At 66.9% G+C, this 24,625-nt stretch carries 30 protein-coding genes; 17 read left to right on the top strand and 13 right to left on the bottom strand.

Going from position 1 to position 24,625, the window contains the following annotated elements; all coding sequences use genetic code 11:
• Together ACN0T5_RS08805 and ACN0T5_RS08810 are read right to left on the bottom strand one after the other, a co-directional pair.
• Positions 1-553, bottom strand: a 553-nt coding sequence (locus ACN0T5_RS08805) for a phosphate/phosphite/phosphonate ABC transporter substrate-binding protein (protein WP_417768253.1), incomplete at its 3' end; no start/stop codon positions are given.
• A gap of 151 nt (positions 554-704) precedes the next feature.
• On the bottom strand, positions 705-1,373 hold the full coding sequence (locus ACN0T5_RS08810; RefSeq protein ID WP_417768254.1) for an outer membrane protein: 669 nt from the start codon (positions 1,371-1,373) through the stop codon (positions 705-707).
• 389 nt (positions 1,374-1,762) lie between these two features.
• Between ACN0T5_RS08810 and ACN0T5_RS08815 the strand changes: the two genes are divergently transcribed.
• The 5 genes from ACN0T5_RS08815 (at position 1,763) to ACN0T5_RS08835 (ending at position 6,855) form a co-directional block, all read left to right on the top strand.
• The gene (locus ACN0T5_RS08815; RefSeq protein WP_417768255.1) at positions 1,763-2,758 is read left to right on the top strand and encodes a calcium/sodium antiporter; all 996 of its coding nucleotides are present in this window, start codon (positions 1,763-1,765) and stop codon (positions 2,756-2,758) included.
• Positions 2,759-2,825: 67 nt separating this feature from the next.
• Positions 2,826-3,614, top strand: a complete 789-nt coding sequence (locus tag ACN0T5_RS08820; RefSeq protein WP_417768256.1) for an SDR family oxidoreductase — start codon at positions 2,826-2,828, stop codon at positions 3,612-3,614.
• The gene (gene uvrC, locus ACN0T5_RS08825) at positions 3,611-5,725 is read left to right on the top strand and encodes an excinuclease ABC subunit UvrC (protein WP_417768257.1); all 2,115 of its coding nucleotides are present in this window, start codon (positions 3,611-3,613) and stop codon (positions 5,723-5,725) included. Before ACN0T5_RS08820 ends, uvrC begins: the two co-directional genes overlap by 4 nt.
• Before the next feature lie 114 nt (positions 5,726-5,839).
• Positions 5,840-6,439 carry a thymidine kinase gene (locus tag ACN0T5_RS08830; RefSeq protein ID WP_417768258.1) on the top strand — a complete coding sequence of 200 codons (600 nt, stop codon included), beginning with the start codon at positions 5,840-5,842 and terminating at the stop codon, positions 6,437-6,439.
• A 125-nt stretch (positions 6,440-6,564) separates the two neighbouring features.
• The gene (locus ACN0T5_RS08835; RefSeq protein ID WP_417768259.1) at positions 6,565-6,855 is read left to right on the top strand and encodes an HlyU family transcriptional regulator; all 291 of its coding nucleotides are present in this window, start codon (positions 6,565-6,567) and stop codon (positions 6,853-6,855) included.
• Between the two features lie 47 nt (positions 6,856-6,902).
• On the opposite strand, the gene ACN0T5_RS08840 is transcribed toward ACN0T5_RS08835, so the two are convergent.
• Positions 6,903-7,625, bottom strand: coding sequence for a GNAT family N-acetyltransferase (locus ACN0T5_RS08840; RefSeq protein WP_417768260.1), 723 nt, complete (start codon positions 7,623-7,625; stop codon positions 6,903-6,905).
• Positions 7,626-7,858: 233 nt separating this feature from the next.
• Between ACN0T5_RS08840 and pgsA the strand changes: the two genes are divergently transcribed.
• The 4 genes from pgsA (at position 7,859) to ACN0T5_RS08860 (ending at position 10,756) form a co-directional block, all read left to right on the top strand.
• Positions 7,859-8,437, top strand: coding sequence for a CDP-diacylglycerol--glycerol-3-phosphate 3-phosphatidyltransferase (gene pgsA, locus ACN0T5_RS08845; protein ID WP_417768261.1), 579 nt, complete (start codon positions 7,859-7,861; stop codon positions 8,435-8,437).
• Positions 8,438-8,477: 40 nt separating this feature from the next.
• Complete coding sequence (gene moaD, locus ACN0T5_RS08850) at positions 8,478-8,729, top strand: molybdopterin converting factor subunit 1 (protein WP_417768262.1); 252 nt, start codon at positions 8,478-8,480, stop codon at positions 8,727-8,729.
• A 70-nt stretch (positions 8,730-8,799) separates the two neighbouring features.
• The gene (locus ACN0T5_RS08855) at positions 8,800-9,270 is read left to right on the top strand and encodes a molybdenum cofactor biosynthesis protein MoaE (RefSeq protein ID WP_417768330.1); all 471 of its coding nucleotides are present in this window, start codon (positions 8,800-8,802) and stop codon (positions 9,268-9,270) included.
• A 250-nt stretch (positions 9,271-9,520) separates the two neighbouring features.
• Positions 9,521-10,756, top strand: coding sequence for a multidrug effflux MFS transporter (locus tag ACN0T5_RS08860; protein WP_417768263.1), 1,236 nt, complete (start codon positions 9,521-9,523; stop codon positions 10,754-10,756).
• A gap of 88 nt (positions 10,757-10,844) precedes the next feature.
• Here ACN0T5_RS08860 and ACN0T5_RS08865 read toward each other — a convergent pair whose 3' ends face one another.
• Positions 10,845-11,747: a branched-chain amino acid aminotransferase gene (locus ACN0T5_RS08865; protein ID WP_417768264.1), complete on the bottom strand. Its 903-nt coding sequence runs from the start codon at positions 11,745-11,747 to the stop codon at positions 10,845-10,847.
• Positions 11,748-12,059: 312 nt separating this feature from the next.
• On the opposite strand from ACN0T5_RS08865, the gene ACN0T5_RS08870 reads away from it, so the two are divergent.
• The 3 genes from ACN0T5_RS08870 to ACN0T5_RS08880 all read left to right on the top strand — a co-directional run bounded on the left by ACN0T5_RS08870 (position 12,060) and on the right by ACN0T5_RS08880 (position 14,780).
• Positions 12,060-12,566 (top strand): MarR family winged helix-turn-helix transcriptional regulator, encoded by a 507-nt coding sequence (locus ACN0T5_RS08870; protein WP_417768265.1) that lies wholly within the window; start codon positions 12,060-12,062, stop codon positions 12,564-12,566.
• Positions 12,567-12,660: 94 nt separating this feature from the next.
• Positions 12,661-13,371, top strand: a complete 711-nt coding sequence (locus ACN0T5_RS08875) for a response regulator (RefSeq protein WP_417768331.1) — start codon at positions 12,661-12,663, stop codon at positions 13,369-13,371.
• A gap of 65 nt (positions 13,372-13,436) precedes the next feature.
• On the top strand, positions 13,437-14,780 hold the full coding sequence (locus ACN0T5_RS08880; protein ID WP_417768332.1) for an ATP-binding protein: 1,344 nt from the start codon (positions 13,437-13,439) through the stop codon (positions 14,778-14,780).
• Between the two features lie 34 nt (positions 14,781-14,814).
• Here ACN0T5_RS08880 and ACN0T5_RS08885 read toward each other — a convergent pair whose 3' ends face one another.
• Positions 14,815-15,414, bottom strand: coding sequence for a TetR/AcrR family transcriptional regulator (locus tag ACN0T5_RS08885; RefSeq protein ID WP_417768266.1), 600 nt, complete (start codon positions 15,412-15,414; stop codon positions 14,815-14,817).
• 94 nt (positions 15,415-15,508) lie between these two features.
• Here ACN0T5_RS08885 and ACN0T5_RS08890 point away from each other — a divergent pair, with 94 nt between their 5' ends.
• Both ACN0T5_RS08890 and ACN0T5_RS08895 read left to right on the top strand, forming a co-directional pair.
• Positions 15,509-16,267 (top strand): SDR family oxidoreductase, encoded by a 759-nt coding sequence (locus ACN0T5_RS08890; RefSeq protein ID WP_417768267.1) that lies wholly within the window; start codon positions 15,509-15,511, stop codon positions 16,265-16,267.
• A 64-nt stretch (positions 16,268-16,331) separates the two neighbouring features.
• Positions 16,332-16,907, top strand: coding sequence for a class I SAM-dependent methyltransferase (locus ACN0T5_RS08895; protein ID WP_417768268.1), 576 nt, complete (start codon positions 16,332-16,334; stop codon positions 16,905-16,907).
• Here ACN0T5_RS08895 and ACN0T5_RS08900 read toward each other — a convergent pair.
• The 8 genes from ACN0T5_RS08900 to ACN0T5_RS08935 form a co-directional block, all read right to left on the bottom strand.
• Positions 16,901-17,266 carry a tRNA-binding protein gene (locus tag ACN0T5_RS08900; protein ID WP_417768269.1) on the bottom strand — a complete coding sequence of 122 codons (366 nt, stop codon included), beginning with the start codon at positions 17,264-17,266 and terminating at the stop codon, positions 16,901-16,903. The two genes, ACN0T5_RS08895 and ACN0T5_RS08900, sit on opposite strands and share 7 nt — an antisense overlap.
• A gap of 177 nt (positions 17,267-17,443) precedes the next feature.
• The gene (locus tag ACN0T5_RS08905) at positions 17,444-18,061 is read right to left on the bottom strand and encodes an ATP-dependent Clp protease proteolytic subunit (protein ID WP_417768270.1); all 618 of its coding nucleotides are present in this window, start codon (positions 18,059-18,061) and stop codon (positions 17,444-17,446) included.
• A gap of 50 nt (positions 18,062-18,111) precedes the next feature.
• The gene (locus tag ACN0T5_RS08910) at positions 18,112-18,486 is read right to left on the bottom strand and encodes an SRPBCC family protein (protein ID WP_417768271.1); all 375 of its coding nucleotides are present in this window, start codon (positions 18,484-18,486) and stop codon (positions 18,112-18,114) included.
• Positions 18,483-18,797, bottom strand: coding sequence for an ArsR/SmtB family transcription factor (locus ACN0T5_RS08915; protein WP_417768272.1), 315 nt, complete (start codon positions 18,795-18,797; stop codon positions 18,483-18,485). The genes ACN0T5_RS08910 and ACN0T5_RS08915 overlap by 4 nt, the downstream gene beginning before the upstream one ends.
• A gap of 57 nt (positions 18,798-18,854) precedes the next feature.
• Positions 18,855-19,556, bottom strand: coding sequence for a TetR/AcrR family transcriptional regulator (locus ACN0T5_RS08920; RefSeq protein WP_417768273.1), 702 nt, complete (start codon positions 19,554-19,556; stop codon positions 18,855-18,857).
• Positions 19,557-19,705: 149 nt separating this feature from the next.
• The gene (gene proC, locus ACN0T5_RS08925; protein WP_417768274.1) at positions 19,706-20,527 is read right to left on the bottom strand and encodes a pyrroline-5-carboxylate reductase; all 822 of its coding nucleotides are present in this window, start codon (positions 20,525-20,527) and stop codon (positions 19,706-19,708) included.
• Entirely contained in the window at positions 20,524-21,024 is a 501-nt protein-coding gene (locus ACN0T5_RS08930) for a YbjN domain-containing protein (RefSeq protein ID WP_306029341.1), read from the bottom strand. The genes proC and ACN0T5_RS08930 overlap by 4 nt, the downstream gene beginning before the upstream one ends.
• A gap of 296 nt (positions 21,025-21,320) precedes the next feature.
• On the bottom strand, positions 21,321-21,605 hold the full coding sequence (locus ACN0T5_RS08935; protein WP_417768275.1) for an accessory factor UbiK family protein: 285 nt from the start codon (positions 21,603-21,605) through the stop codon (positions 21,321-21,323).
• 205 nt (positions 21,606-21,810) lie between these two features.
• Here ACN0T5_RS08935 and lgt point away from each other — a divergent pair, with 205 nt between their 5' ends.
• From lgt to pgeF, 3 genes are all read left to right on the top strand, one after another.
• Positions 21,811-22,659 (top strand): prolipoprotein diacylglyceryl transferase, encoded by an 849-nt coding sequence (gene lgt, locus ACN0T5_RS08940; RefSeq protein ID WP_417768276.1) that lies wholly within the window; start codon positions 21,811-21,813, stop codon positions 22,657-22,659.
• Positions 22,656-23,768 (top strand): class I SAM-dependent methyltransferase, encoded by a 1,113-nt coding sequence (locus ACN0T5_RS08945; RefSeq protein ID WP_417768277.1) that lies wholly within the window; start codon positions 22,656-22,658, stop codon positions 23,766-23,768. The genes lgt and ACN0T5_RS08945 overlap by 4 nt, the downstream gene beginning before the upstream one ends.
• Positions 23,769-23,854: 86 nt before the next feature.
• Complete coding sequence (pgeF, locus tag ACN0T5_RS08950) at positions 23,855-24,625, top strand: peptidoglycan editing factor PgeF (protein ID WP_417768278.1); 771 nt, start codon at positions 23,855-23,857, stop codon at positions 24,623-24,625.

Below are 24,625 nucleotides of genomic sequence, written 5' to 3' on the forward strand. Positions count from 1 at the left end.
CCCGGAAGCTCACGCGCTCAACCGTCGCCGCCTCCCCCCCCCCGTTCGCGACCGCCGCCAGTGCCGCCCGGTGCGAGCCCGTCTCGATCACCTGCGAGAACCAGGGCCCGCCGCCCGCAAGCGGTGCCAGCAGATGGCGCAAGGCGCCTTCACCCGATTGCGAGCCGGGGTGGTTGAAGGCGAGCCGCGTGCCGCGCAGGTCCTCGAGACCTGTCGCAAGGCTCTCCCGCGCCACGACGACAACGCTGCAATAATGGCCCGGCGGGCATCCCCCGACCCCGTGATCGGGCGCACCCAGCACGCAGACCGTATCGGCAAGGTGGCGGACAAGTGGCAACCCGCAGGTCTGGCCGAGGAGCAGGCCCGGATCCTGCCACAGGTCGAAAAGCCCCAGGTGCCGCGACAACGCCGCAGGCGGCGCGAACCCGCGCGCCTCGAGCGCGGCGCGAAGCTGCGCCCAGAGCGCGTCGGTCGCCTCGCGCACCTCCGGCCAGTCATACATGGGCAGGCCGGCAATCGGCCGTGGCGGGGAGGAAGCTTCGGCGGGGTGCACGGCAGACCTTTCGGGGGGGGGGGAGAAAACACCCGGAAAGGCTAAGGCAGCAGCACGGATGCTGGCAAGGTCGGGGCTTGCGGCTGCCCCGGAAATGCAAGGAGGGAGCCCGTTGCCGGACTCCCTCCTTGCAGGTCGCAATCCGTCAGGATCAGAACTTGTAGCTCATGCCGAAACGGACCTGGTTGTTGTCGAGATCCGTCTTGTAGGTCTGGCCACCGATCGCGAACTTTTCGCTGCCGTAGTTCTGGTACTGGTATTCGACACGGGCCGTGATGTTCTGCGTCACGGCACCCTCGAGACCCGCGCCTGCCGTCCAGCCGGTGCGGATGGAGTTCTTGGAGGACCCGTTTGCCGTCGCTTCAATGTCGGCAATCGCCAGACCCGCGGTACCGAAGACCAGGAAGCGGTCGAAGGCCCAACCGGCACGGGCACGAACCGTGCCGTTCCAGTCACTCGACGTCTTGTAGTTGACGCCGCCGACCGTGCGCGACTTCTCGATGTCGCTGAGGCTGAAGTCGGCCTCGGCGCCCAGCAGGAACTCCGGCGTCAGCATGTAGTTGTAGCCGGCATGGACACCGCCCGTGACACCGTTGTCACGGGTGTTGAAGCGACCGGTGACGGCGTTGGAGGTTTGGAAATCGGACCAGTTCCAGCCGAGATGCCCACCGAAATAGAACCCGGACCAGTCGAACCGCTCAGAGGGAACCGGCTCGTTGTAGGTATAGGGTTCGGCAGGCTGCGGAAGGTCGGCCGCGAGTGCCGGAGCACTCGCCACGACGGCGGCGATCGTCAAACCGGCTGCAGCGAGACGCTTCATTTGATTACTCCGAGTTACACGATGGATTATTCAGACAGGCGGGCAATCGCCCATGCGCTGTCCGGCCCCCAACACGAAAGATATGGAGATCGAATGTGGCAATGCCCGTCACGAAATGCGGTGATCTGGCGGCAACTCGTGATTTTTTGGTGACGTGGTAAGCAATCGGTTACCATGCGGAAGCGGCGCGAAATGCCGCCAAGCGGGCCCGCTGCGCATGCCCGCGCGCCCAAATCCGGGCTTTTCATCCGCATTCGAATGCATATATACGGCAAGTCACACGCAGGCCGGACACATCCAGCCGGGTTCGCCCGGACCTTTCGGTCGCGCCCGTGTCCAGCTTGCCTCGTTTCTCACCATGTCTTAGCAGCGCCGGGTGCCCTAGCTTCATGCTCATCGAATATGTCAGCCTGATCGGGGGGCTCGTCGTTCTCATCGTCGCCGGTGATGTTCTGGTGCGCGGCGCCGTGGGCATCGCCGAGAAGCTCGGCATCCCCGCCCTGGTGATCGGACTGACGATCGTCGCCTTCGGCACCAGCGCGCCCGAACTCGTCATCTCCCTCGGCGCGGCGCTGGACGGTCTCCCGGGCATTGCCGTCGGCAATGTCGTCGGCTCCAACATCGCCAATGTGCTGGCCGTGCTCGGCCTGCCGGCCCTGTTTGCCGCGACCGCCTGCTGCGAGAACGGCGCGACCCGCAACGCGATCTTCATGGTCGCCGTCACCGGCATCTTCATCGGCATGGCTTTCCACAGCCCGATCTCGCGGCTGGATGGCGGCATCCTGCTGCTGCTTCTGGGCGTGTTCCTGTGGGATTCGGTGCGCGCCACCCGCAAGCACCGTGCGCAGAATGTCGGGGCAGCGGCGGTCGATACCGGTTGCTGCGATGACGACACCCCGTTCGAGGAAGTCGAAGGCGTCCCCGACAGCCCGGCGCTCGCCATCCTGTTCGTCGTGCTCGGCATGATCGGCCTGCCCCTTGGGGCCCATTTCACCATCGAGGGCGCCTCCGCGCTGGCCCGCAACTGGGGCGTCTCCGACGCCGTGATCGGGCTGACCGTCGTCGCGCTCGGCACCTCGCTGCCCGAACTGATGACCTCGCTGATGGCCGCCATCCGCGGTCACGCCGCCGTCGCGCTCGGCAACGTCATCGGCTCCAATGTCTTCAACCTCGTTGCCATCATGGGAATCACGGCCGTCGTCATTCCGGTGGACATACCTGCCGCGGTGTTGAAGTTCGATCTCTGGGCGATGCTCGCCTGTGCGCTGCTGGTGCTTGCCTTCTCGGCAATGCGGGTGACCATCCGCTGGCCTTCGGGTATCATCCTTTGCGCGTTGTACGGGGCCTATATTTTCCTGGCGTTCCAGTTCGGCAAGGTTACCTGATCGAACGTCACCCGCATTGCGTATGTTATTTTGCCAGCGTCTGATTTCCGGAAACCAGCGAGTCGCAATGCCCGTATCGGAACGTGCCGCAACCGCGGCAAATGCCCCCGTAGCCCTCGTCACCGGCGCCGGTCGCCGCATCGGCCGGGCAATCGCCGCAGACCTTGCCGCCAACGGCTTCCAGGTCGTCATCCACGCGCACAGCTCGATGCCGGAGGCCGAGGGCCTTGCCGGCGAGATTCTCGCGGCCGGTGGCCGGGCCGCGGTCGTCAACGGCGACCTGACGCAGCCGCAGGCGCCGGCGCAGGTCATGGCAAAGGCGCGCGAGGCGCTCGGACCCGTCCGCCTGCTCGTCAACAGCGCCTCGATCTTCGAGCGCGACGAGATCGGCGACATCGAGGTCGAGCGCTATGAGCGCCACCAGGCCATCCACACGCGCGCGCCCATCCTGCTGACACAGGAAATGGCGGCCGCGCTGCCGGCCGACACCACCGCCCTGGTCGTCAACATCATCGACCAGCGGGTGTGGAAGCTGACCCCCCAGTTCTTTTCCTATACCCTGTCGAAGGCAGCGCTCTGGACAGCGACGCAGACCATGGCGCAGGCCCTTGCCCCGCGCATCCGCGTCAACGGCATCGGCCCGGGCCCGACACTTGCCAACACCCGCCAGCAGGCGGAGGATTTCGCCCGCCAGGCCGGCGCGGTGCTGCTCAAGCGCGGGCCCGCCCTGACGGAGTTCGGAAGCACCATCCGTTTCCTGTGGGAGACGCCATCGATCACCGGACAGATGATCGCCCTCGACGGGGGGCAGCATCTTGCATGGGAGACGCCTGACGTCGTAGGCATCGCGGAATGAGCAGACACAAGGACGCCCCTCCCGACCCGCAGGACATGCCGGACGACGACGGGGACGAGGGCGAAAACGGCCTTTCCGGCGAGGACGGCGAGGCGGAGCAGCCGCCGGTGCCGGCCTTCGAAAGCGCGCCGACGCCGCTGGGGCCGGATGCCCGCGGCGCGGATGTCATCGCGCATTTCGTTCGCCGCCTGCCGCTGGGGCCCGGCGTCTACCGCATGCTCGATGGCGAGGGCAACGTGCTCTATGTCGGCAAGGCGCGCTCGCTGAAGAAGCGCGTGACGAGCTACACCCGCTTGCAGGGCCAGTCGAACCGCATCCTGCGGATGATCATGGCGACCGCCTCGATGGAGTTCGTCACGACGGGCACCGAGACGGAGGCCCTGCTTCTCGAGGCGAACCTGATCAAGCGGCTGCGGCCCCGCTTCAACGTGCTGCTGCGCGACGACAAGTCCTTCCCCTACATTCTCGTCACCGGCGACCACGAGGCGCCCGCCCTCGTCAAGCATCGCGGCTCGCGCCGGCGCAAGGGCAGCTATTTCGGCCCCTTCGCCTCCGCCGGGGCGGTCAACCGCACGATCAACGCCCTGCAAAAGGCGTTCCTGCTGCGCAACTGCTCCGACAGCTATTACGCCAACCGCTCGCGCCCCTGCCTGCTCTACCAGATCAAGCGCTGCGCCGGTCCCTGCACGGGCGAGATCGCGCCCGACGATTACGGCGGCCTCGTCGCCGAGGCGAAGGCGTTCCTCTCCGGCCGCAGCCAGATCGTGAAGAAGGAACTGGCCAGCCAGATGGAGCAGGCGTCGGAAACGCTCGATTTCGAGCGCGCCGCCGTCTACCGCGACCGGCTCGCCGCGCTCTCGCATGTCCAGTCGCACCAGGGCATCAACCCGCAAACGGTCGAGGAGGCCGACGTCTTCGCCATCCACCAGGAAGGCGGACAGACCTGCATCCAGGTGTTCTTCTTCCGCACCGGCCAGAACTGGGGCAATCACGCCCAGTTCCCCCGGGCCGACAAGTCGCTCGGTGAGGCGGAGGTGCTGGAAAGCTTCCTCGCCCAGTTCTACGACGACAAGCCGACGCCGCGCCTCGTGCTCCTGTCGCACGAGATCGAGGAACGCGCGCTGCTGGCCGCCGCCCTTTCGGAGCGCGCCGGCCACAAGGTCGAGATCGCCGTGCCGCAGCGCGGCGAGAAACGCGAACTGGTCGAGCATGCGACGAAGAACGCCCGCGAGGCGCTCGGCCGGCGACTTGCCGAGACAAGCAGCCAGGCGCGCCTGCTGAAAGGGGTCGGCGAGGTCTTCGGGCTTGCGACAACGCCGCGCCGCATCGAGGTCTACGACAATTCCCACATCATGGGCACCAACGCGGTCGGCGGCATGATCGTCGCCGGGCCGGAAGGCTTCGCCAAGGGCCAGTATCGCAAGTTCAACATCAAGTCCGAGGACCTCGTCCCGGGCGACGACTACGGCATGATGCGCGAGGTGCTGACCCGGCGCTTCTCGCGGCTGCTGAAGGAACATGCCCGCGACGACGCCCCAGCCGCCCCGCAACAGGCGAAGGGGACGGAAACCGAGAGGATGGCCGCCTCCAAGGCGGAGGCGGATGTCGAGGAGGCGGACATCGAGGAGGCCGACGGCGACACGGCGGACATGACCGCCATCCCGGCCTGGCCGGATCTCGTCTTCATCGACGGCGGGCTCGGCCAGTTGAACGCGGCGCGCGAGGTGCTGGAGCAACTGGGCATTACCGATGTTCCGCTGGTCGGCATCGCCAAGGGGCCCGACCGCGATGCGGGGCGGGAAAAGTTCTTCATCCCGGGCAAGCCCTCCTTCATGCTGCCGGAGCGCGACCCCGTCCTTTATTTCGTCCAGCGCCTGCGCGACGAGGCGCACCGTTTCGCCATCGGCACCCACCGGGCCCGGCGCAAGAAGGACATCGCCAGAAGCCCGCTCGACGAGATCGCCGGCATCGGCCCCAATCGCAAACGCGCGCTGCTGCGCCATTTCGGCACGGCCAAGGCAGTCTCCAAGGCCGGCATCGACGACCTGACGGCGGTCGAGGGCGTGTCGGAATCGGTGGCCCGGGCGATCTACGACCATTTCCACGAATAGGCCGGGCGCGCTGCTCGTCCCATTACCTGTGCAAAACAGCCCTTCCGGGTCGGTCACGCGCGTGAATGCCGTCATGATGGTAGCACCGTCACCACAGGAGCCGGCGCCGGAACAATGGCGAAACTCTATTTCAGCTATTCCTCGATGAATGCGGGAAAGTCGACGATCCTGCTGCAGGCGTCCTACAACTACCGCGAACGCGGCATGTCGACCCTGCTGCTGACGGCGGCTGTCGACGAGCGCGCCGGACGCGGGCGCATCGCCTCGCGCATCGGCCTGGCTTCCGAGGCCGATCTCTTCGAGACGAAGACGGAACTGCGGGCGCATATCGAGGCCCGGCTCGCGGAACGCCCCGTCGACTGCATCTTTGTCGACGAGGCCCAGTTCCTGACCGAGGCGCAGGTCTGGCAGCTCGCAGCGGTCGCCGACGAGCTTGGCATTCCGGTGATGTGCTACGGCCTGCGCACCGATTTCCAGGGCAAGCTCTTTCCGGGAAGTGCCGCGCTGCTGGCCCTCGCCGACACATTGCGCGAGGTCAAGACGATCTGCTGGTGCGGACGCAAGGCAACGATGGTCGCCCGGCTCGACGGGGCGGGACGGATCGTGGAGGAAGGCGAGCAGGTCGTCATCGGCGGCGAGGACCGTTATGTCTCGCTCTGCCGCCGGCACTGGTCGCACCGCCAGCTCGGCGACGACCGCAATGGCCGGACTTGAAGTGCTCCGCCGCACGCGCGACACTTCGCCCCAGGCATCCGGAGGGCCTGCAAGGCCTTGCCGGAGAAATTGCCGGAGCGGCGCGAAACGCGCGGCCCGGCGGAAGAACACACGGAGCGCGTGACATGGTATTCGGCAAGCTGTTCGGCGGATTGTTCGGCGGCGACAAGGCGGCCCCGCGCTCCCGGCACCCGATCGTGGAATACAAGGGCTTTCTTGTGACGCCGGCCCCGACCGCCCGCGACGGGCAGTGGCAGGTTGCCGGCTCCATCGCCCACACCGGCAAGGACGGCGAGACGCGCTCGCACGACTTCATCCGCGCCGACATGATGCCGAGCGAGGAGCAGGCCGCCGAATTCGCCATCCGCAAGGCCCGCCAGATCATCGACGAACAGGGCGAGCGCATCTTTTCCTGATCCGGCGCCCGGCCAACCGGGCGCGCGCCAGCGCTTGCCCCTGCCTCTCAGCCCCGGAACGAGGCGAGCGCGCGCTTCTGCCGGCCGTCCGCATCGAAATTCGACGGATCGAGCCAGGCCTCGAACGCGGCCTTCAGCGCCGGCCACTCGCCGTCGGTGATCGAGAACCAGGCCGTGTCGCGGTTGCGCCCCTTGTAGATCACGGCCTGACGGAACGTGCCCTCGTAGACAAAGCCAAGACGCGCAGCGGCGCGCCGCGAGGGAGCGTTCAGCGCATCGCACTTCCATTCGTAGCGGCGGTAGCCAAGCTCGTCGAAGACGCGGCCCATCATCAGGAACATCGCTTCGCTCGCCATCACCGTCGCCTGGAGAGCGGGCGAGAAATTGATGTGGCCGACCTCGATGACCCCGTTCGCCGGATCGATCCTGAGAAAGCTGGCAACGCCCAGCGCCCGCCCGCTTTGGGCGTCGACCACCACATGGAACATCGGATCGTCACCCGGATAGGTGGCGGCGGCAAACTCCGCGAAGGCGTTTTCCTCCTCGAACGGGCCGTAGCCCATATAGGTCCAGTTGCGCCCCTCGCGATCTTTTGAATAGGCGGCAAAGAGGTCGGACGCATGGCGCGGCTCGTATGGCTCCACCCGGCAGGTCCGCCCGCTCATCGCCGTGCGCGGCGGGCGCGGCCGCGCCGTCCAGTTCTCAACGTCCGGCCCGATCGCCTGCCCGAACCCGTTCACCCGCTCCGTCATGTCGCATCCCGCTTTCATGTTGCTCCCCGCAGGTATACCCGCTGTGGCGGAACGATGGAGAGCCGCTTGCCGAGGAATTCGCGGAGCCGGTTCACGACCACGCGATGACGGTTCCCGCGACCGGCCGCCGATTGACGCGCTCATGTGCACATGCTTCAAGGTCTGGGAACGTCCCTTGACCCCCGCCTGGAGCGTGGCCCGCCGATCCGGCCGGAATGGCAGTCCCGCCCAGCTCAAGACACGACCGAGACATGTCGCGATCCCACGTCTGGAGCCTTCCCAACATCCTGACCTACGGCCGCATCCTCGCGGTTCCCGCGGTGATGATGTGCCTCATTCCCGATTTCGAGGGATATGGCGCCCGGTGGACGGCGCTCGCCATTTTCATCATCGCGGCGATCACGGACTTCTTCGACGGCTATCTTGCCCGCGCCTGGCAACAGCAGTCGCGGCTCGGCCAGATGCTCGACCCGATCGCCGACAAGCTGCTTGTCGCGGTCTGCCTGCTGCTGCTGTCCGGCAAGGGCGATATCGGCGGCTGGTCGATGATCGCGGCGGCGATCATCCTGTGCCGGGAGATCCTCGTCTCGGGACTGCGCGAGTTCCTGGCGGATCTTCGCGTCAGCGTGCCGGTGACCCGGCTTGCCAAGTGGAAGACAACCCTACAGCTCATCGCCATGGCCTTTCTGCTGGCCGGCCCGGCCGGCGAGGCCGTCCTGCCGGGCACCCAGATCGCCGGCCTCATGGCGCTGTGGATCGCGGCGCTGCTGACGCTATATACCGGTTACGACTATTTCCGTGCCGGCATCGGCCACCTCATGCAGGATTGACCCCGCACCCCGGGGCCGTCGCAACCAACGGAGCCAGACCATGCAGATTCGCTATTTTGCCTGGGTGCGCGAACGCGTCGGGCGCGAGGCGGAAACCCTCGACCTGCCCGCGACGGTGACCACCGTTGCCGGCCTGATCGACTGGCTTGTCGAGCGCGACGAAAGCTATGCCAGTGCCTTTGCCGAACGCGACACGATCCGCGTCGCGCTGGATCACGAGCATGTCGAGCACGATACGCCCCTGGCAGGAGCCCGCGAGGCCGCGTTCTTTCCCCCGATGACCGGCGGCTGAGGCACATCCCGTGACCGGCCACCCGTCCCCTTCTTCCGAAAGTGCCGGCCCGACTGCCGACAAGGAGCAGATCCCTGCCTCGCCGCCCGTCGTCGTGCGCATCCAGGCGGAGGATTTCGATCCGGCGGCCGAGGTCGCGGCCCTTGTCGCCGGGAAGGCCAATGTCGGGGCGGTCGTCACCTTCACCGGCCTGTGCCGCGACGAGGCCGGCCGGCTTTCGGCGCTGGAGCTCGAGCACTATCCGGGCATGGCCGAGGAGGAAATCGGGCGAATCGCACGCGATGCATGCCGACGGTGGCCTCTTGACGGAATTCTGGCGATCCATCGCCACGGCCGCATCGCCCCGGGGGGCAACATCGTCCTTGTCGCCGCCGCGTCGCGCCACCGCCGTGCCGCCTTCCAGGCAGCCGAATTCCTGATGGACTATCTCAAGACCCGGGCACCGTTCTGGAAGAAGGAACACCTGAAGAGCGGCGGTGCGGGTGAATGGGTCGACGCGCGCGAGAGCGACAGCGCCGACGCCGATCGCTGGACGCGATAATTTTCCGCACGGCCGCAGCGGAGCGCTGCCGCTGTCATTTCAAGACGTTGCCCTCCCTTCCGCGAGGAAAAACCGCCCGGCCCGGCTCCCGGTCACCGGCCGGCCCCTTCTCAGACAGGTTGACCGGCGGTGAATTCCGGTGAATGTCTAGAAAAAGTTCCCGACGCCCTGTTTCGGCTCGTGCCGGCAACCGTATTTCCCAGCGGTTTTCTTGCCGTCACGCAGCAGCGTCTTCCCGATCGGACCAACCATGACTGTTTCCTCACCGGCCGCCGAGGCGGTCGCCGCGCCGCGTCACGGCCTTGCTTTCACCGAGTTTGTCGCCATCGTCGCCGCGCTCATGGCGCTCAACGCTCTCGCGATCGACGTCATGCTGCCCGCGCTTGGCGATATCGGCAGGGCCTTCGCCCTGACCGACCCGAACGACCGCCAGAAGGTCATCATCGTCTATCTGCTCGGCTTTGGCGCCGCCCAGCTCGTCTACGGGCCGATGTCCGACCGCTTCGGCCGCCGGCCGATCCTGCTCGGCGGACTGGCGCTCTACGCGCTCGCAAGCCTCCTCAGCCTTGTCGCCGACACGATGGACCACCTGCTGCTGGCCCGCCTGCTGCAGGGCGTCGGCTGCGCCGCGCCGCGCGTGGTCGCCCTCTCGGTGGTGCGCGACTGCTATTCGGGCGCCCGCATGGGCAGGGTGATGTCGCTCGTGATGATGGTCTTCATGACCGTTCCGGTGATCGCCCCGTCGATCGGCCAGCTGATCCTGTTCGTGGCGCCATGGCGGGCGATCTTCCTGATGCTGACGGTCGGCGGCTTCGCCATGCTGATCTGGTGCTCATTGCGGCTGGGAGAAACCCTGCCAAGGCAGGAACGGCGGCCGTTCTCGCTCTCCGCTGTCGCCAGCGCCTACCTGGCCACGCTGACGACCCGCACAACGCTCGGCTACATGCTGGCCACCACCTTGATCTTCGGCGCCCTGTTTGCCTTCGTCGCCTCCGCCCAGCAGGTCTATGTCGACGTCTTCGACCTTGGCGCAACCTTTCCGCTGATCTTCGCCATGGCCGGCAGCGCGCTGTCCGCCGCGTCCTTTCTCAGCGCCTATCTGGTGGAGCGCATCGGCTTGCGCCCTCTCTCGCACTGGGCGCTCTTCGCCTATTGCGCGATCAACATGGTGCAGGTTGTGGTCGCGCTGGTGATCGGCTCCGATCTCATTCCGTTCACCGTGCTATTGCTGCTGGCGATATTCTGCTTCGGTCTCGTCGGGCCGAGCTTCAATGCGATCGCCATGGAACCGCTCGGCCATATCGCCGGCACCGCCTCGGCCATGCTCGGTTTCGTCACCACCAGCGGCGGAGCCGCGCTCGGCTTTCTCGTCTCCAGCCATTTCGACGGCACGGTGCTGCCGATCGCGCTCGGCTTTGCCGGCTTCAGCCTGCTCGCGCTCGGTGTCGTCGCCTGGACCGAACGGGGGCGCGTCTTCCGCCTGTAGCCCTAGCAGTTGCCCGCTTGAACAAGAAAGGCGGCCCGAGGGCCGCCTTTTTGATATCCGTCCTTGCGGACAATGTGACCTCGCCGGATCAGCCGGCGGCGGCGATCCGCGCTTCCGCCTTCGGCTGCACTTCCGCCTGATAGTCGTCCATCAGCGCCTTGGTGATGGCATCGACCTGGAACGACCAGTCGGCGATCTCCGACACAGGCGTCACCTCGGCGGCCGTGCCGGTCAGGAAGCAGGATTCGAAGCCGGCGAGTTCCTCCGGCAGGATCGCCCGCTCGATCACCTCGATGCCGCGCCGCTTGGCGAGATCGATCACCGTGCGGCGGGTGATGCCATCGAGGAAGCAATCCGGCTTCGGCGTGTGGATCTGGCCGTCCTTGATGAAGAAGACATTGGCGCCGGTCGCTTCCGCCACCTGGCCGCGCCAGTCGAGCATCAGCGCATCGGCATAGCCCTTGCGCTCGGCCTCGTGCTTGGAGATCGTGCAGATCATGTAGAGACCGGCGGCCTTCGAACGGCACGGCGCCGTCGCCGGGTCCGGCCGGCGATAGGGGGCCATGTCGAGGCGGATGCCCTTAAGCCGCTGTTCCGGATCGAAATAGCTCGGCCATTCCCACGCGGCGATCGCCAGATGGATCGTGTTCTTCTGCGCCGACACGCCCATCATCTCGCTGCCGCGCCAGGCGACCGGACGCACATAGGCATCGACCAGCTTCTCGCGGGCAAGCAGTTCGCGCGTCGCACGGTTGATGGTCTCGGCGCTGTAGGGGATCTCGAAGCCCAGGATGCGGGCCGACTCATGCAGCCGGTCGGTGTGTTCCTCGAGCTTGAACACCTCGCCGCCATAGGCGCGCTCTCCCTCGAACACGCTGCTGGCATAGTGCAGGCCGTGGCTCAGCACATGCAGCTTGGCATCGGCCCACGGCACGAAGGCGCCGTCATACCAGATCTCGCCTTCGTGTTGGTCAAAAGGCACCTGCGCCATGTCGAAATACTCCCGAAACATGCAACGGGCTTGATCCCGCTTGCGTTTGAATGCGACCCGGAACCTTTGCTGGAACGGATCGAACCGACTGACTTGCAACCCGATCGCGCAGCTTTGCGCGGCCCGTCATCTGTTTGTATGGTGGCGGGCCACCGGCTGGCCGATGCAGGCAATGCGTGAACCGCAAGCATCGGCAAAAAGCCGCGATCTGCAACGGTGAAGGACAACATCTACCATGCTTGAAGGGCGATGACGTACGATCATTTCGCAGCAGACAGGATACGTGTAACAATCGGTCGGAAATAAGTCAATATGACTGACGTAAATTTCTCGGACACGCTCCCAGGGGAGCCTGCTGCCTCCACGACGGCAATCCCGATCGACCTGATCGAGCTGCTGTTCTTCGCCTATCGCGACTTCACCTCGGACCCTGACGCGGTCCTGGCCGAGTTCGGCTTCGGCCGTGCGCACCACCGGGTCCTGCATTTCGTCAGCCGCAATCCCGGGCTCCGGGTCACCGACCTTCTGGCGATCCTGCGGATCACCAAGCAGAGCCTTGCCCGGGTGTTGAAGCAACTGGTCGAGGAAGACTACATCTCGCAGGAGCCCGGCCCCCAGGACCGGCGCGAACGCCTGCTGTTCGCCACCGGGAAGGGAAAGCAGCTCGCCGCCCGCCTGACCGACCTGCAGACCCTGCGCATCCGCCGGGCGCTCACCGCCCTTCCCCCCGGCGGTCAAGATATTGCCCGACAGTTCCTCTATCATATGATCGACCCCGATCAGCGCGGCGACGTCGCGCGCCTGATCGACGGCGAATGACAAGAGCGATCCGCGCCCCCGCGCACCACCACGAAAGAGCGAGAAGCCGGCCGTGACGATCGATTCCGCCGAACACCCGATCTCCGATCCTCCGCTGGCCGGCACCCAGAACCGCCCCGTGCTGGATGACGACGCGCCGCATCTGCTGCTGGTCGACGACGACACCCGCATCCGCACGCTGCTGCGCCGTTTCCTGGCCGAGCACGGCTTTCGCATCACGGTCGCCGCGTCGGCCACCGAGGCCCGCCGCCGGCTGGAGGGACTCGCCTTCGACCTGCTCGTCGTCGATGTGATGATGCCGGGGGAAAGCGGGCTGTCGCTGGCCGCAGACCTGCACGGGCGCTCCGACGTGCCGATCCTGATGCTCACCGCCCGCTCGGACGCCGCCGACAGGATCGCCGGGCTCGAGGCCGGCGCCGACGACTATCTCGTCAAGCCGTTCGAGCCGCGCGAGCTTCTGCTGCGCATCCGCGCCATCCTGCGCCGCCGCGCCGCGCCCGAGGCAATGCCGCCGGCCGACATCCGCTTCGGCCCCTATGTCTTCGACGCCGCGCGGCGCGAACTGAAACGCGGCGAGGAGATCGTCCGGCTGACCGACCGGGAGAAGGAGATCCTCTCGCTGTTCACCGAGAAGCCGAACGAGACCGTTCCGCGCACCGAGATCGTCGGCGACGACAGCGGCCTGGGCGAGCGCACGGTCGACGTGCAGATCAACCGCCTGCGCCGCAAGATCGAGACCGACCCCGGCAACCCGCTCTACCTGCAGACCGTGCGCGGCATCGGCTACCGGCTCGTATGCGATTGATCGGGCGCCTGCGCGACGCCATCCCCCGCCCCTCGCCGCCGGCCGCCCTGCGGCGGTTCGCGGACATGGTGGCCGTTCCCTATCGTGCATTTGCCGGGGCGCTCTACCGGCGCACACCGAAGGGCCTGTTCGCCCGAACCCTGCTGATCATCGTGGCACCGCTGGTGATCATGCAGGCGGTGCTGGCCTTCGTCTTTCTCGAACGTCACTACAACCTCGTCACCCAGCGCCTGTCCGACGCGGTCGTGCGCGACATAGCCCTTCTGGCGACCCTGGTGGAGGGCGCCGGGAGCGAGGCGGAGATCGCCGGCCTGACCGAAATGGCACGGCGCGATCTCAGCCTGGCGATCACCATCCTGCCGCCCGAGCCCCTGCCGCCGCCGCGCCCGAAGCCCTTCTTCGACATCGTCGACCGCTATCTCTCCCAGCAGATCGCGGCCCGGATCGGCAAGCCGTTCTGGATCGACACGGTCGGCCGCTCGAGTTTCGTCGAGATCCGCATCAAGCTGCCCGACAACGTGCTGCGCGTGATCGCGCGGCGCAGCCAGGCCTATGCCTCCAACTCGCATTTCTTCATCGTCTGGATGGTCTCCACCTCGCTCATTCTCGTCGTCATCGCGCTGCTTTTCCTGCGCAACCAGACAAGACCGGTCGAGCGGCTGGCAACGGCCGCGGAAAACTTCGGCAAGGGACGCCCGATCGAGGATTTCCGGCCAAGCGGCGCGCGGGAGGTGCGGCGCGCGGCCCAGGCCTTCATCGAGATGCGGCGGCGCATCGAACGCCAGATCGAGCAGCGCACCACCATGCTCGCCGGTGTCAGCCACGACCTCAGGACGGTGCTGACCCGTTTCCGCCTGCAACTCGCCCTGTTCCCCGACAGCGAGGAAGTCCGGGCATTGCAGCGCGACGTCGACGAGATGAAGACGATGCTGGAGGACTATCTCGCCTTTGCCCGCGGCGAGGGAGACGAACAGGCGCAGCCGACCGACATCGGCCTCTTGTTCGAGGACCTGGAGGCGGAGGTGGAGATCCTCGGCGGCGACGTCTCGTCCCGCCTCGACGGACCGCCGATGGTCAACCTGAGACCCAGCGCCTTCAAGCGGGCGCTGACCAACCTGGTCACCAATGCCGCACGCCACGGCAGCGAGGTGCGCATCGAGGGCCGCAACGCCGACGGCTGGCTGACGATCACCATCGACGACAACGGCCCCGGCATTCCCGAGGACGAGCGCGAAAACGTCTTCCGTCCCTTCTACCAGCTCGACCAGGCGCGCAATCGCGACACCGGCGGAAGCGGCCTCGGCCTGGCGATCTCCCGCGACATCGCGCGCGCCCATGGCGGCGACATCGTGCTCGGCGCCAGCGACAGCCTCGGCGGGTTGCGCGCCCGGGTCAGGATTCCGGTCTAGCGCCGGTTCGCCCGGGGCAGAAGAACCGAGCGGCTCACTCCGGCCTGCCGAGATAGCCGAGCACGGCGCGCTCGAGACGGCCCTTCAGATCTTCCATGTCGTCCTGCCCGGCGCGCACGGCAGCGGAGGCCATTCCGTGGCACATGGCAACCAGATCGAAGGCGCTCCGCTCGGCATCGGCGATCCCGCGCTCACCAAGAAAGCCGGCGATCAGGCCGCGCAGCTCCGCTTTCAGAACCTGCGTTTCCGCATCGATCGGCAGGTCCTCTTCCTCCCGTTCCAGCGCCCGTGCCAACTCCGGCCGCTTCATGTGGTGGTCGAGCGTGGCGGCAATCAGGGTGCCCACCGCCCGCCGGAATGACTGGTTCGCCGCTGCCTCCACCGCGCGTCGAAGGAGCATCACCATCCCCCGCCGCATCTCCCGGAGAAGTTCGGCAAGGATCGCCTCCTTGCCGGGGAAATACTGATAGAGCGAGCCGACCGACACGCCGGCACGTTCGGCGATGCGATTCGTCGTCAGGGCCTGCCGCCCCTCCTCCACCAGAATGCGAGCCGCCGCCTCCAGAACAGCGTCGCAAGTCGCCTTGCTGCGGCCCTGTACCGGGGTTTTGCGCGGCTTGAGCCGTCGGTCCATCGGTCCTGCCCAATGCGAGTGTGAATGTGAGCAATTACTCGCATAATCGGGGGGATCTGCGAAGAAATTTTCGCCCCTTTCCGGGAAGGACCCGATGAGAAAACCGTTCAGCCTCGCCGGCCGCACCGCCCTTGTTACGGGCGGTTCGCGCGGCATCGGACTCGAAACCGTCCGCCAGTTGCTCGCCCGCGGGAACACCGTGCTGGTCGCCGCACGCGACATCGCCCCCCTGGACGATCTGGCCGGCGCCCATCCCGGACGGCTCGACGCCTTGGCAACAGATCTCGGCACGACGCAGGGCGTTCGCGCGCTTGCCGACTGGGTCGCGACCCGCCACCCCGACTGCAGCCTGGTCATCAACAACGCCGCGATCATGATCCATCAGGACCTTGCGACCGCGCCGCCGGCCTTTCTCGATGAGATCGCCCGCGAGATCGCCGTCAATCTCGCGGGCCCGGCGCAGGTCGCCACCGCCCTTTTGCCGCTGCTGTCCCGGCAGCCTTCGGCCGCGATCGTCAATGTCACCTCGGGGCTCGCCATCGCCCCGAAGCGCGAGGCCGCAGTCTACTGCGCCACGAAGGCGGGCCTGCGCAGCTTCACCCGCGCGCTGCGCGACCAGTGCGCGGCGGCCGGGCGTCAGATCCTTGTCAGCGAGGTTGTGATGACATTGGTCGATACCGGACTGTCGCGGCCTTCAACACTGCGCAAGTACCCGCCCGCACGCGCCGCCGCCGACCTGCTGCGCGGGCTGGAAGCGGGAAAGAAGGAAATCTGGATCGAGAAGACACGAGCCTTGCGGATCGTCCACCGGCTCTCGCCCGCACTCGCCTACGCAATCATGCGCGGCCGCTGACACGGCCCGCGCACCCCGCCCCGATCATCCTCCATCCCGCACCGATCACGCGAGGACTTCCCGCATGCCGACCGGACAGACAGCCTTCTTCCACCAGTTCCTGCGCCGCCCGCGCCAGGTCGCCGCGCTCGCCCCCTCCTCGCCCGGCCTCGGCGAGATGATGGCGCGCCAACTCCCCGCCCATGCCCGCCGCGTGGCGGAACTCGGCCCTGGCACTGGCGTCTTCACCCGCTGCATGATCGACTGCGGCGTGCCCGAACGCGACCTTGTCCTGTTCGAGATCAATCCGCTCTTTGCCGAGGGGCTTGCGATCCGGTTCCCGCAAGCCACCTTGCACAGGCTGCCGGCGCAGGATCTTGCGCGCGTCGAGGAGGCGCCCTTCGACGCCGTCCTGTCCGGGTTGCCGCTGCTCTCGATGAGCGCCGACGAACAGGCCGCGATCCTGGGCGCCGCCTTCTCGCGGCTCGGACCGGACGGCGTTTTCATCCAGTTCACCTATGGCCCGAAATCGCCCCTGCGCGAGCGCGTCGCGAAGGGGCTCGGACTGGCTTTCACGCGCACCCGGCGCGTCTGGGCAAACCTGCCGCCGGCAACCGTCTATGTCTTCCGCCGCCCCCGCGCGCGGCAGCCCGCTCAGTAGAGCCGGCCGCCGAGCGGAACGTCCTGGTCGGGAGCGAGCAGCACGACTTCGCCGTCGGCATCCGGCACGCCGAGCGTCAGGACCTCGGACATGATCGGGCCGATCTGGCGCGGCGGGAAATTCACGACCGCAAGCACCCGGCGACCGACCAGCGTTTCGGGCGTGTAGTGGCGGGTGATCTGGGCGCTGGTCTTCTTGATGCCGATCTCCTCGCCGAAATCGATCTTCAGCTTGAACGCCGGCTTGCGCGCCTCGGGAAAGGGCTCGGCCTCGATGACGCGTCCGACGCGGATGTCGACTTTCAGGAAATCGTCAAAGGTAACGGTCGGCGCAACGGCGCCCTTGTCGGCATGTGCCATACGGAAAACCCTGTCTTGCAGAAACGAAGAAGGCGAGAGGCCGCGCATCCAGCCTCGCCGGGCGAATGCATGCGCGAACCGTCCGGCGACATTACGGCATCGGTCCGGCCCGTGCCAAGCACCGCGAGCAGGTCTGGCGCCGGTTGACCTTTTGGCGAAGCGGAGCCGCCGTCCGGGTCAGTCGCCGACCGCGGCCGTCTGCTCGCGAGGCTCGAGGATCCGGTCGATCAGGCCCCATTCCAGCGCCTGTTCCGCGGTCATGAAGCGGTCACGGTCCATCGCCTCCTCGAAGGCATCATAGCTGCGGCCGCAATGCTCGGAATAGAGCCGTGTCATGCGGTGCTTCGTCCGCTTGATTTCCTCCGCATGGATGAGCATGTCCGACGCCTGCCCGTTGAAGCCGCCGGAGGGTTGGTGGATGAGGATGCTGGCATTGGGCAGGCTTGCCCGTTCGCCCGGCTCTCCCGCCATCAGCAGGAAGGAGCCCATGGAGCGGGCCGTTCCCATGCACAGCGTGTGCACGGGCGGGCGAATGTAGCGCATGGTGTCGTACATCGCCAGTCCGCTCGTGACCACGCCACCGGGCGAATTGATGTAGAGGCTGATCGGCTTCGTCGGGTTCTCCGCCTCGAGGAACAGGAGTTGGGCGCAGACAAGGGCGGAAACGTCGTCGTTGACCTCGCCGTTGAGGAAGATGATCCGCTCGCGCAACAGCCGCGAGTAGATGTCGAAAGACCGCTCCCCCCTCGCCGACTGCTCGACGACCATGGGGACGAGTTGCAAGGCTTCGCGCATCGGCGAACTCCGGTGTTTTCTGATTTTCGCGGGGAACAGTCTCGCGGATGTCAGGCCGCAAGCATGAGGCAGGGATCGCTGTTTGCCGGCAGCCTTTCGCGCCGCTTCAGCCGAACGTCCGTCAGTTCGTGACGGATCCGCAACCGCGTGCCGCCCGACCCGTTCGGCTCGATGCGGAACGTCACGGTGCTTTCAAGGAAGGGGGGCTCCGGCTCGCGCATGCGGTAGCTGGCCTCCCGCTCGCTCACCACGGTGACGGCTTCCTCGCCGTCCGGCGAGGCGCCGGGCAACCAGCGTGCACGAAACTCGGCCAGGCTGAGCGCCCGCCAGACCTTCTCCGGCGGTGCATCGAGGTCGAATTCAAACCTGAGTTCCGCCGCAAGGCCCTGGCCGGTCTCGCTCTCGCCGAAAATCCCGTCGCTCATTGGTCCATGTCCTTCAGCAAGTCCTTCAGGGCATCGACGCGCGCGGGCCAGTAGGCGCGATACTTCGCCATCCATCCCGCGACCAGTGCCAGCCCCTCCGGGTCGACCTCGTAATAGACGAAGCGTCCCTCCCGCATTTCCTTGACGAGGCGGGCGGTTCTCAGGACCGAGAGGTGTTGTGACATCGCGGGCTGGCTGATCGCCATGCCCTCTCGCAGGGCGGTCGCGTTCATGCGGCCGGCAGCCAGCTTCTCGAAGACGGTGCGACGAGTCGGGTCGGCAAGGGCGCGAAAGACATCGTTCTCGGTCATGCTGATACATAAGCACAGACTTATTTGTCTGTGCAAGGCCTTTCCGCCCGACCGGCCTCAGGCGGCTGGAGACGCCGCGCCGGGGGAAGCGCCGCCGGCCGTCTCGTCGCCGGCCTCGGTCGGCTCCGGCCGAGACTTGCCCGCCCTCCGGTTGCGGGCAGCGGCGAACAACGGCTTCAGGAAGCGGCTGACGCTGTCGAGCCGGCCCATCCAGCTTTCGCCCTCGTCCAGTTGCCGGTCGAGCGCCGACATGGTGCGTGCAAGTCCGGGATCCTCGTCCGTCAGCCAGGTATCGACGACCCGGGCGAAGGCGATCGCCAGCCCCTGCGCCATGACGGAGGCGCGCGGACCCGAGGCGGGCATGCCCGCAGCGGTGAGCATCCAGCGCATCGAGGTCACCGCTTCGCGGTTGATTTTCAGGGCAAGCTGCGGGTCGCGCCCGGCCGCGCGCTTCATCTCGCGAAGCGCATCCTTGTGCGGGGCAAGCGCATCGAGCCGCGACATCAGGATATCGAAAAGCCGCTCGCGGGCCGGCTGGTCCGCCATGTCCTCGTCGATGCCATCGAGAACCGTCTGGTCGACCTCGGACAGAAACGCCCGGAGACAGGCGGTCTTGCCGGAAAACTCCGCCCGCAGAACCGACAGCTTGACCCCGGCGCTGGCGGCGATGTCGGTCATTTCGAAGCCGTTCCAGCCCCGTTCCCCGACCAGCGTGAGAAAACTCGCGACGATCTTCTGCTTCGTCTTCTGCGTTGCCATCAGCATCTCCCGGGTTGCCGCCGGAGTTTGATAACTTGCCGACGTCCTCGAAAGACCAATGTAGGCAGAGCGCCGGCAAATTTCGACACCCCGCGACGCTTTGCCCGGCAAAGTCGCCTGCAGGGTGCCTGCCGATCGTGAAGAAAGCCTCAGCCGGCGAGTTCTTCCGAACGCTTCTTCGCCGCCGCGACAGCGCGCGTCATCACCGGCGGCAGGCCGCCTTCGGCATCCATCAGGATCTCGAGAGCCGCGGCCGTCGTGCCGTTCGGCGACGTGACATTGCGGCGCAGTTCCGACGCCGGCTTGTCCGAGCGATACAACAGTTCGCCGGCACCGCAGACGGTCTGGCGGGCAATGCGCATGGCAAGATCCGCGGGCAGTCCGGCGGCGACACCGGCCTCGGCCAGCGCCTCGGCGAGATAGAAGACATAGGCGGGGCCCGAACCGCTGACCGCGGTCACCGCGTCGATCTGCCGTTCCTCGTCGATCCAGTCCGACGCACCGATCGCGGCGAGCAACGTGTCGACCGTGGCACGCTGCGCCGCACTTGTGCGCGGATTGGCATAGGCAACGCTCATGCCGCGCCCGACCTGGGAGGGGGTGTTCGGCATCACCCTGGCGATGGCAACATCCCCGAAGGCCGCGGCGAAGGTGGCGACCGGCGTGCCGGCAGCGACAGAAATCACCAACGTCTCGTCATCGACGCTGGACGCGACGCTGGGGAGGACGCTGGCCATGATCTGCGGCTTGAGCGCCAGCAGCAGGACACCGGCGCGAAGCGCGGGATCGACGGCGCCGGCATGGCGGATGCCGGTGCGCGCCAAAAGCTCCCGGAGCTCGTCGGACGGATTCGGATCCACCACCAGGATGGTTTCCGGGTCGGTGCCGGCGTCAACCCAGCCGGCCAGCATCGCGCCGCCCATCTTGCCGGCTCCGACAAGAACGAGCGGACGTTCCTTGGAAAAACTCATGCTTCCCCCGCAGTTTCGAACAGGGCGGTATCAATCGCCTCGGAGGCGCTTTTACCGGCCCATACGACGAACTGGAAGGCCTGATAATAGCGCTCGCAGGATTCCAGCGCGTTGGTGAGAAGCCCCTCGATCTGCCGCGAGGTGGCCTCCGCGCCACCGGCCAGAAGCAGCGACTGACGGAAAATCACCACCCCCTCCCGGTTCCACAGGTCGAAATGACCCATCCAGAGCTGTTCGTTGACGAGGGCCAGCAGCCGCACGACTTCCGTGCGGCGCGGGTCGGGAACCTTCAGGTCGAAGGCACAGGCCAGATGCAGGGCCTCGAGGTCCTCCATCCAGGAAAAGGAGACGTGATAGTCGCACCAATGGCCGGTGACGGAGATCGTGATCTCCTCGTCGCAAGACCTTTCGAAGGACCAGTCGTTGATCGCCGCGATATGCTCGATCGTGTCGACGGGATTGGCGGGCCGTTCGAAATCGATGTCGATGAGGCTCATGGGAGGTTCCTCTCGGCTTGCGGGCATTGCGCCCTGGCCGGACGCAAGGCCATCCGTGTCGGTCCGCAGGAGTTTGGCCTGCCGCCAGCGAGTTTCCGCGAACCGCAAGGACGGCCAAGGCCCGTCCGGTAGCGGCCGTCGCGAATCTTCGCTAGGAACCAGTATATAGGGAGAAGTTAATTCAAAGATATGTTCACGTTTCTTTTACGCTTTTGAACCTGTGGACGGCAGCGGCGAAATTACGTCGCGAAAGCCTTGGAACTCCCCGCCGCCATCCCCGGAAAATCGATCCGGGCTCAGTCCCCGGCGGTCTTCGGCTTGGCCGCGCGGGGCTTGGCCGACGCCTTTTCCAGTTCGGCCACACGCGCTTCCAGCGCCTCGACCGCGTCGAGCGCCTTCGCCGCCATGTCCTTGACGACGTCATGCTCCTCGCGCTTGACCAGATCCATGTCCGCCAGGAAGCGCTCGGCCTGGGCGCGGAACGCCGTCTCGACCTCGCGCCGGGCGCCCTGGGCAACGCCGGCCGCGTCCGTCATCAGCTTGGCGAAATCGTCGAGAATCCGGTTCGATCCCTGTGTCATGATGCCCTGTCCTTTCCCCGATACGCGGATGTCGCCGGCGACGATGCCGGCCTCCGCAGGTGTTCTGCATCCTAGGTAATGCGCTTTGCGTCGCAGCGAAACACCCGGAACGGGCGAAATCGTCGCAAGCTTGACGCGGCAGGGCAAACGGCGGCAACGTCCGCCCCGCGCGCGGCACCTTCGCCGCCGGCCAGCCGGAGGCGCCATGCCCGTTCTCGTCCTGCCCTTTCCCGCCATCGATCCCGTGCTGATCGAGCTCGGTCCTTTCGCCATCCGCTGGTATGCGCTGGCCTATATCGCCGGCCTGCTCATCGGCTGGCGCTACATGCGCGGGCTCGTCGCCAGGGACGGCCTGTGGGGCGGCGCGCCGCGGCCCGGTCTCGTCGACATCGACGACTTCGTCGTCTACGCGACGCTGGGAACGATCCTCGGCGGACGCCTCGGCTACGTGCTGTTCTACGCCCCCGGCTACTACCTGCAGAACCCTCTCGACATCCTGCAGGTCTGGTCCGGCGGCATGTCCTTCCACGGCGGTTTTCTCGGCGTCGTCGCCGCCATGGTGATCTTCGCCTGGCGTCGCGGCATCCCCGTGTGGACGATGTTCGACCTTGCCGGCGCGGTCGCGCCCATCGGGCTCTTCTTCGGGCGCCTTGCCAACTTCATCAATGGCGAATTGTGGGGCCGCGTCACGGATGTGCCTTGGGCCTTCGTCTTTCCCGGCGCCGGACCGGAGCCGCGTCACCCGAGCCAGCTCTATGAAGCCGCGCTGGAAGGCCTGCTGCTGCTGCTTGTGACACGGATCGTCCTTGCGCGCGGCGGCTTCCGCCGTCCCGGCCTCGTCGCCGGCACGTTCGCGCTCGGTTACGGGCTGTCGCGTTCCTTCGTCGAACTCTTCCGCGTGCCCGACGCCCATATCGGCTATCTCCAGTTCGGCCTGACCATGGGCATCGTCCTGTCGCTGCCCATGATCGCCGCCGGCCTCTTCGCGATCGTGCGCGCCCTGCGCCGTCCCCCCGCGGAAGCCGGCGAAAAGACGGGCGAGACCCGCCCGTGAACGAGGGCGGGCAGGCAGAGACGCCGCTGGCGGCACGGATCCGCGCGCTGATCGAGACCGCCGGACCGCTCTCGGTCTTCGACTACATGGCGCTGTGCCTCGCCGATCCGCAGCACGGCTACTACATGCGCGCCGAACCCTTCGGTGCCGGCGGCGATTTCATCACCGCGCCCGAGGTCAGCCAGCTCTTCGGCGAAATCATCGGCGCCTGGCTCGTCCACGCCCATGCCGCCTCAGGCGCGCCGGAAAAATTTCACCTGGTCGAACTGGGCCCCGGTCGCGGCACGCTGATGGCCGACATCCTGCGCGTCGCGCGCCTGCGACCGGAGTTCCGCGCCGCCGCCAGCCTTCACCTGGTGGAGACCAGCCCGAGGCTGCGTGAAATCCAGAAGGCGACACTCGGTGCGGATGCGGCAAAGGTGCAATGGCACGACACGCCCGCCACCCTGCCCGGTGACGGGCCGCTGATGATTGTCGCCAACGAGTTTTTCGACGCCCTGCCGATCCGGCAATATGTCCGCCTACAGGGCCGCTGGCGCGAACGCTGCATCAGCCTTACGGACGAGGGGAAAGGCTTCCGCTTCGTCGCCGGCGCCGGAGTATTGGAGGATGCCGACCTTGCCAGCAGCCTTGCAGGGGCGCCGGAAGGCACGGTGATCGAGACGCAACCCCTCGCCAATGCGCTTGTGCAGGACCTTGCCACGCGGCTTGCCGCGCAGGGCGGGGCACTGCTCGCCATCGACTACGGCTATGGCCGCACGGCCGCCGGCGACACGCTGCAGGCCCTGCGCGGGCATCAGCATGTGCCCGTGCTCGAGGCACCGGGCCTGTGCGATCTCACCGCCCATGTCAATTTCGAGGCTCTTGCCAGGGCAGCAAACCTTGCCCCGCTGCGCCCGCGCCGGCTTCTGGGACAGGGAGAATTCCTGCTTGCCCTCGGCCTGCTGGAGCGCGCCGGGCAACTCGGCGCCAACAAGAGTGAAGAGGACCGGGACCGCATCCGCGGCGAGGTCGAGCGGCTGGCCGCGCCGGACCAGATGGGCGACCTCTTCAAGGTGCTGGTCATCGCCCCTGACGCCGTGTCGCTGATACCCTTCGATCCCGTTTGACAGCGGGCGTCGATGCACCCACCATCGCGCCCGCGTCTTCCGTTCCCCTCATCCCGCGCTCCATGACAGGACAGGCTTCCCGCCCGATGCTGACCTCCCCCGACCTTTCCGCGCTTGACGGCCTCTCGCATGGCTTCTTCACCCGCAAGGGCGGCGTTTCCTCGGGCATCTATTCCAGCCTCAATGTCGGCCTCGGCTCGGCCGACGAGCGCGCCGCTGTGCTGGAGAACCGCACCCGGGTCGCCAGCCTGCTCGGCGTTGCGCCCGGCGCCCTGGTCTCGCCGCACCAGCATCATTCCCCCGACGCGATCGTCGTCGACAGCCCCTGGACGCCCGACGAGCAGCCGCGCGGCGATGCGCTGGTGACCGACCGGCCCGGCATCGCGCTCGCCATCTCCACCGCCGACTGCGGACCGGTGCTGTTCGCCGACCCCGGCGCAAGGGTGATCGGCGCGGCCCATTCCGGCTGGCGCGGCGCCCTTACCGGCGTGCTGGAGGCGACCCTTGCCGCCATGGAAGGCCTCGGCGCACGCCGCGACCGCACGATCGCGGTGCTTGGCCCCACGATCTCCCGCGCCAGCTACGAGGTCGGCGACGAATTCGCCGAACGCTTCCTGAAGGCCGATGCCGGCAACGACCGGTTCTTCTCCCCGGCGGACCGCGAGGGCCACGCCCTGTTCGACCTGCCCGCCTACATCCTGTCGCGGCTGAACGCGGCGGGTGTCGCGCGTGCCAGCAATCTCGGCCGCTGCACCTATCTGGAAGAAGACCTCTTCTTCTCCTACCGTCGCTCCACCCACAAGGGCGAAGCGGATTACGGACGTCTCGTCTCGGCCATCTCGATCAGCGGAAACTGA

The sequence above is a fragment of the Stappia sp. genome (assembly GCF_048261845.1).
Classification (GTDB): Bacteria; Pseudomonadota; Alphaproteobacteria; order Rhizobiales; family Stappiaceae; genus Stappia.

What these genes read in the sequence shown, in the direction of transcription:
- ACN0T5_RS08810 (WP_417768254.1), bottom strand. Translation starts at nt 1,373, where the DNA reads ATGAAGCGTCTCGCTGCAGCCGGTTTGACGATCGCCGCCGTCGTGGCG.
- ACN0T5_RS08815 (WP_417768255.1), top strand. Translation starts at nt 1,763, where the DNA reads ATGCTCATCGAATATGTCAGCCTGATCGGGGGGCTCGTCGTTCTCATC.
- ACN0T5_RS08820 (WP_417768256.1), top strand. Translation starts at nt 2,826, where the DNA reads ATGCCCGTATCGGAACGTGCCGCAACCGCGGCAAATGCCCCCGTAGCC.
- uvrC (WP_417768257.1), top strand. Translation starts at nt 3,611, where the DNA reads ATGAGCAGACACAAGGACGCCCCTCCCGACCCGCAGGACATGCCGGAC.
- ACN0T5_RS08830 (WP_417768258.1), top strand. Translation starts at nt 5,840, where the DNA reads ATGGCGAAACTCTATTTCAGCTATTCCTCGATGAATGCGGGAAAGTCG.
- ACN0T5_RS08835 (WP_417768259.1), top strand. Translation starts at nt 6,565, where the DNA reads ATGGTATTCGGCAAGCTGTTCGGCGGATTGTTCGGCGGCGACAAGGCG.
- ACN0T5_RS08840 (WP_417768260.1), bottom strand. Translation starts at nt 7,625, where the DNA reads ATGAAAGCGGGATGCGACATGACGGAGCGGGTGAACGGGTTCGGGCAG.
- pgsA (WP_417768261.1), top strand. Translation starts at nt 7,859, where the DNA reads ATGTCGCGATCCCACGTCTGGAGCCTTCCCAACATCCTGACCTACGGC.
- moaD (WP_417768262.1), top strand. Translation starts at nt 8,478, where the DNA reads ATGCAGATTCGCTATTTTGCCTGGGTGCGCGAACGCGTCGGGCGCGAG.
- ACN0T5_RS08860 (WP_417768263.1), top strand. Translation starts at nt 9,521, where the DNA reads ATGACTGTTTCCTCACCGGCCGCCGAGGCGGTCGCCGCGCCGCGTCAC.
- ACN0T5_RS08865 (WP_417768264.1), bottom strand. Translation starts at nt 11,747, where the DNA reads ATGGCGCAGGTGCCTTTTGACCAACACGAAGGCGAGATCTGGTATGAC.
- ACN0T5_RS08870 (WP_417768265.1), top strand. Translation starts at nt 12,060, where the DNA reads ATGACTGACGTAAATTTCTCGGACACGCTCCCAGGGGAGCCTGCTGCC.
- ACN0T5_RS08880 (WP_417768332.1), top strand. Translation starts at nt 13,437, where the DNA reads ATGGTGGCCGTTCCCTATCGTGCATTTGCCGGGGCGCTCTACCGGCGC.
- ACN0T5_RS08885 (WP_417768266.1), bottom strand. Translation starts at nt 15,414, where the DNA reads ATGGACCGACGGCTCAAGCCGCGCAAAACCCCGGTACAGGGCCGCAGC.
- ACN0T5_RS08890 (WP_417768267.1), top strand. Translation starts at nt 15,509, where the DNA reads ATGAGAAAACCGTTCAGCCTCGCCGGCCGCACCGCCCTTGTTACGGGC.
- ACN0T5_RS08895 (WP_417768268.1), top strand. Translation starts at nt 16,332, where the DNA reads ATGCCGACCGGACAGACAGCCTTCTTCCACCAGTTCCTGCGCCGCCCG.
- ACN0T5_RS08900 (WP_417768269.1), bottom strand. Translation starts at nt 17,266, where the DNA reads ATGGCACATGCCGACAAGGGCGCCGTTGCGCCGACCGTTACCTTTGAC.
- ACN0T5_RS08905 (WP_417768270.1), bottom strand. Translation starts at nt 18,061, where the DNA reads ATGCGCGAAGCCTTGCAACTCGTCCCCATGGTCGTCGAGCAGTCGGCG.
- ACN0T5_RS08910 (WP_417768271.1), bottom strand. Translation starts at nt 18,486, where the DNA reads ATGAGCGACGGGATTTTCGGCGAGAGCGAGACCGGCCAGGGCCTTGCG.
- ACN0T5_RS08915 (WP_417768272.1), bottom strand. Translation starts at nt 18,797, where the DNA reads ATGACCGAGAACGATGTCTTTCGCGCCCTTGCCGACCCGACTCGTCGC.
- ACN0T5_RS08920 (WP_417768273.1), bottom strand. Translation starts at nt 19,556, where the DNA reads ATGGCAACGCAGAAGACGAAGCAGAAGATCGTCGCGAGTTTTCTCACG.
- proC (WP_417768274.1), bottom strand. Translation starts at nt 20,527, where the DNA reads ATGAGTTTTTCCAAGGAACGTCCGCTCGTTCTTGTCGGAGCCGGCAAG.
- ACN0T5_RS08930 (WP_306029341.1), bottom strand. Translation starts at nt 21,024, where the DNA reads ATGAGCCTCATCGACATCGATTTCGAACGGCCCGCCAATCCCGTCGAC.
- ACN0T5_RS08935 (WP_417768275.1), bottom strand. Translation starts at nt 21,605, where the DNA reads ATGACACAGGGATCGAACCGGATTCTCGACGATTTCGCCAAGCTGATG.
- lgt (WP_417768276.1), top strand. Translation starts at nt 21,811, where the DNA reads ATGCCCGTTCTCGTCCTGCCCTTTCCCGCCATCGATCCCGTGCTGATC.
- pgeF (WP_417768278.1), top strand. Translation starts at nt 23,855, where the DNA reads ATGCTGACCTCCCCCGACCTTTCCGCGCTTGACGGCCTCTCGCATGGC.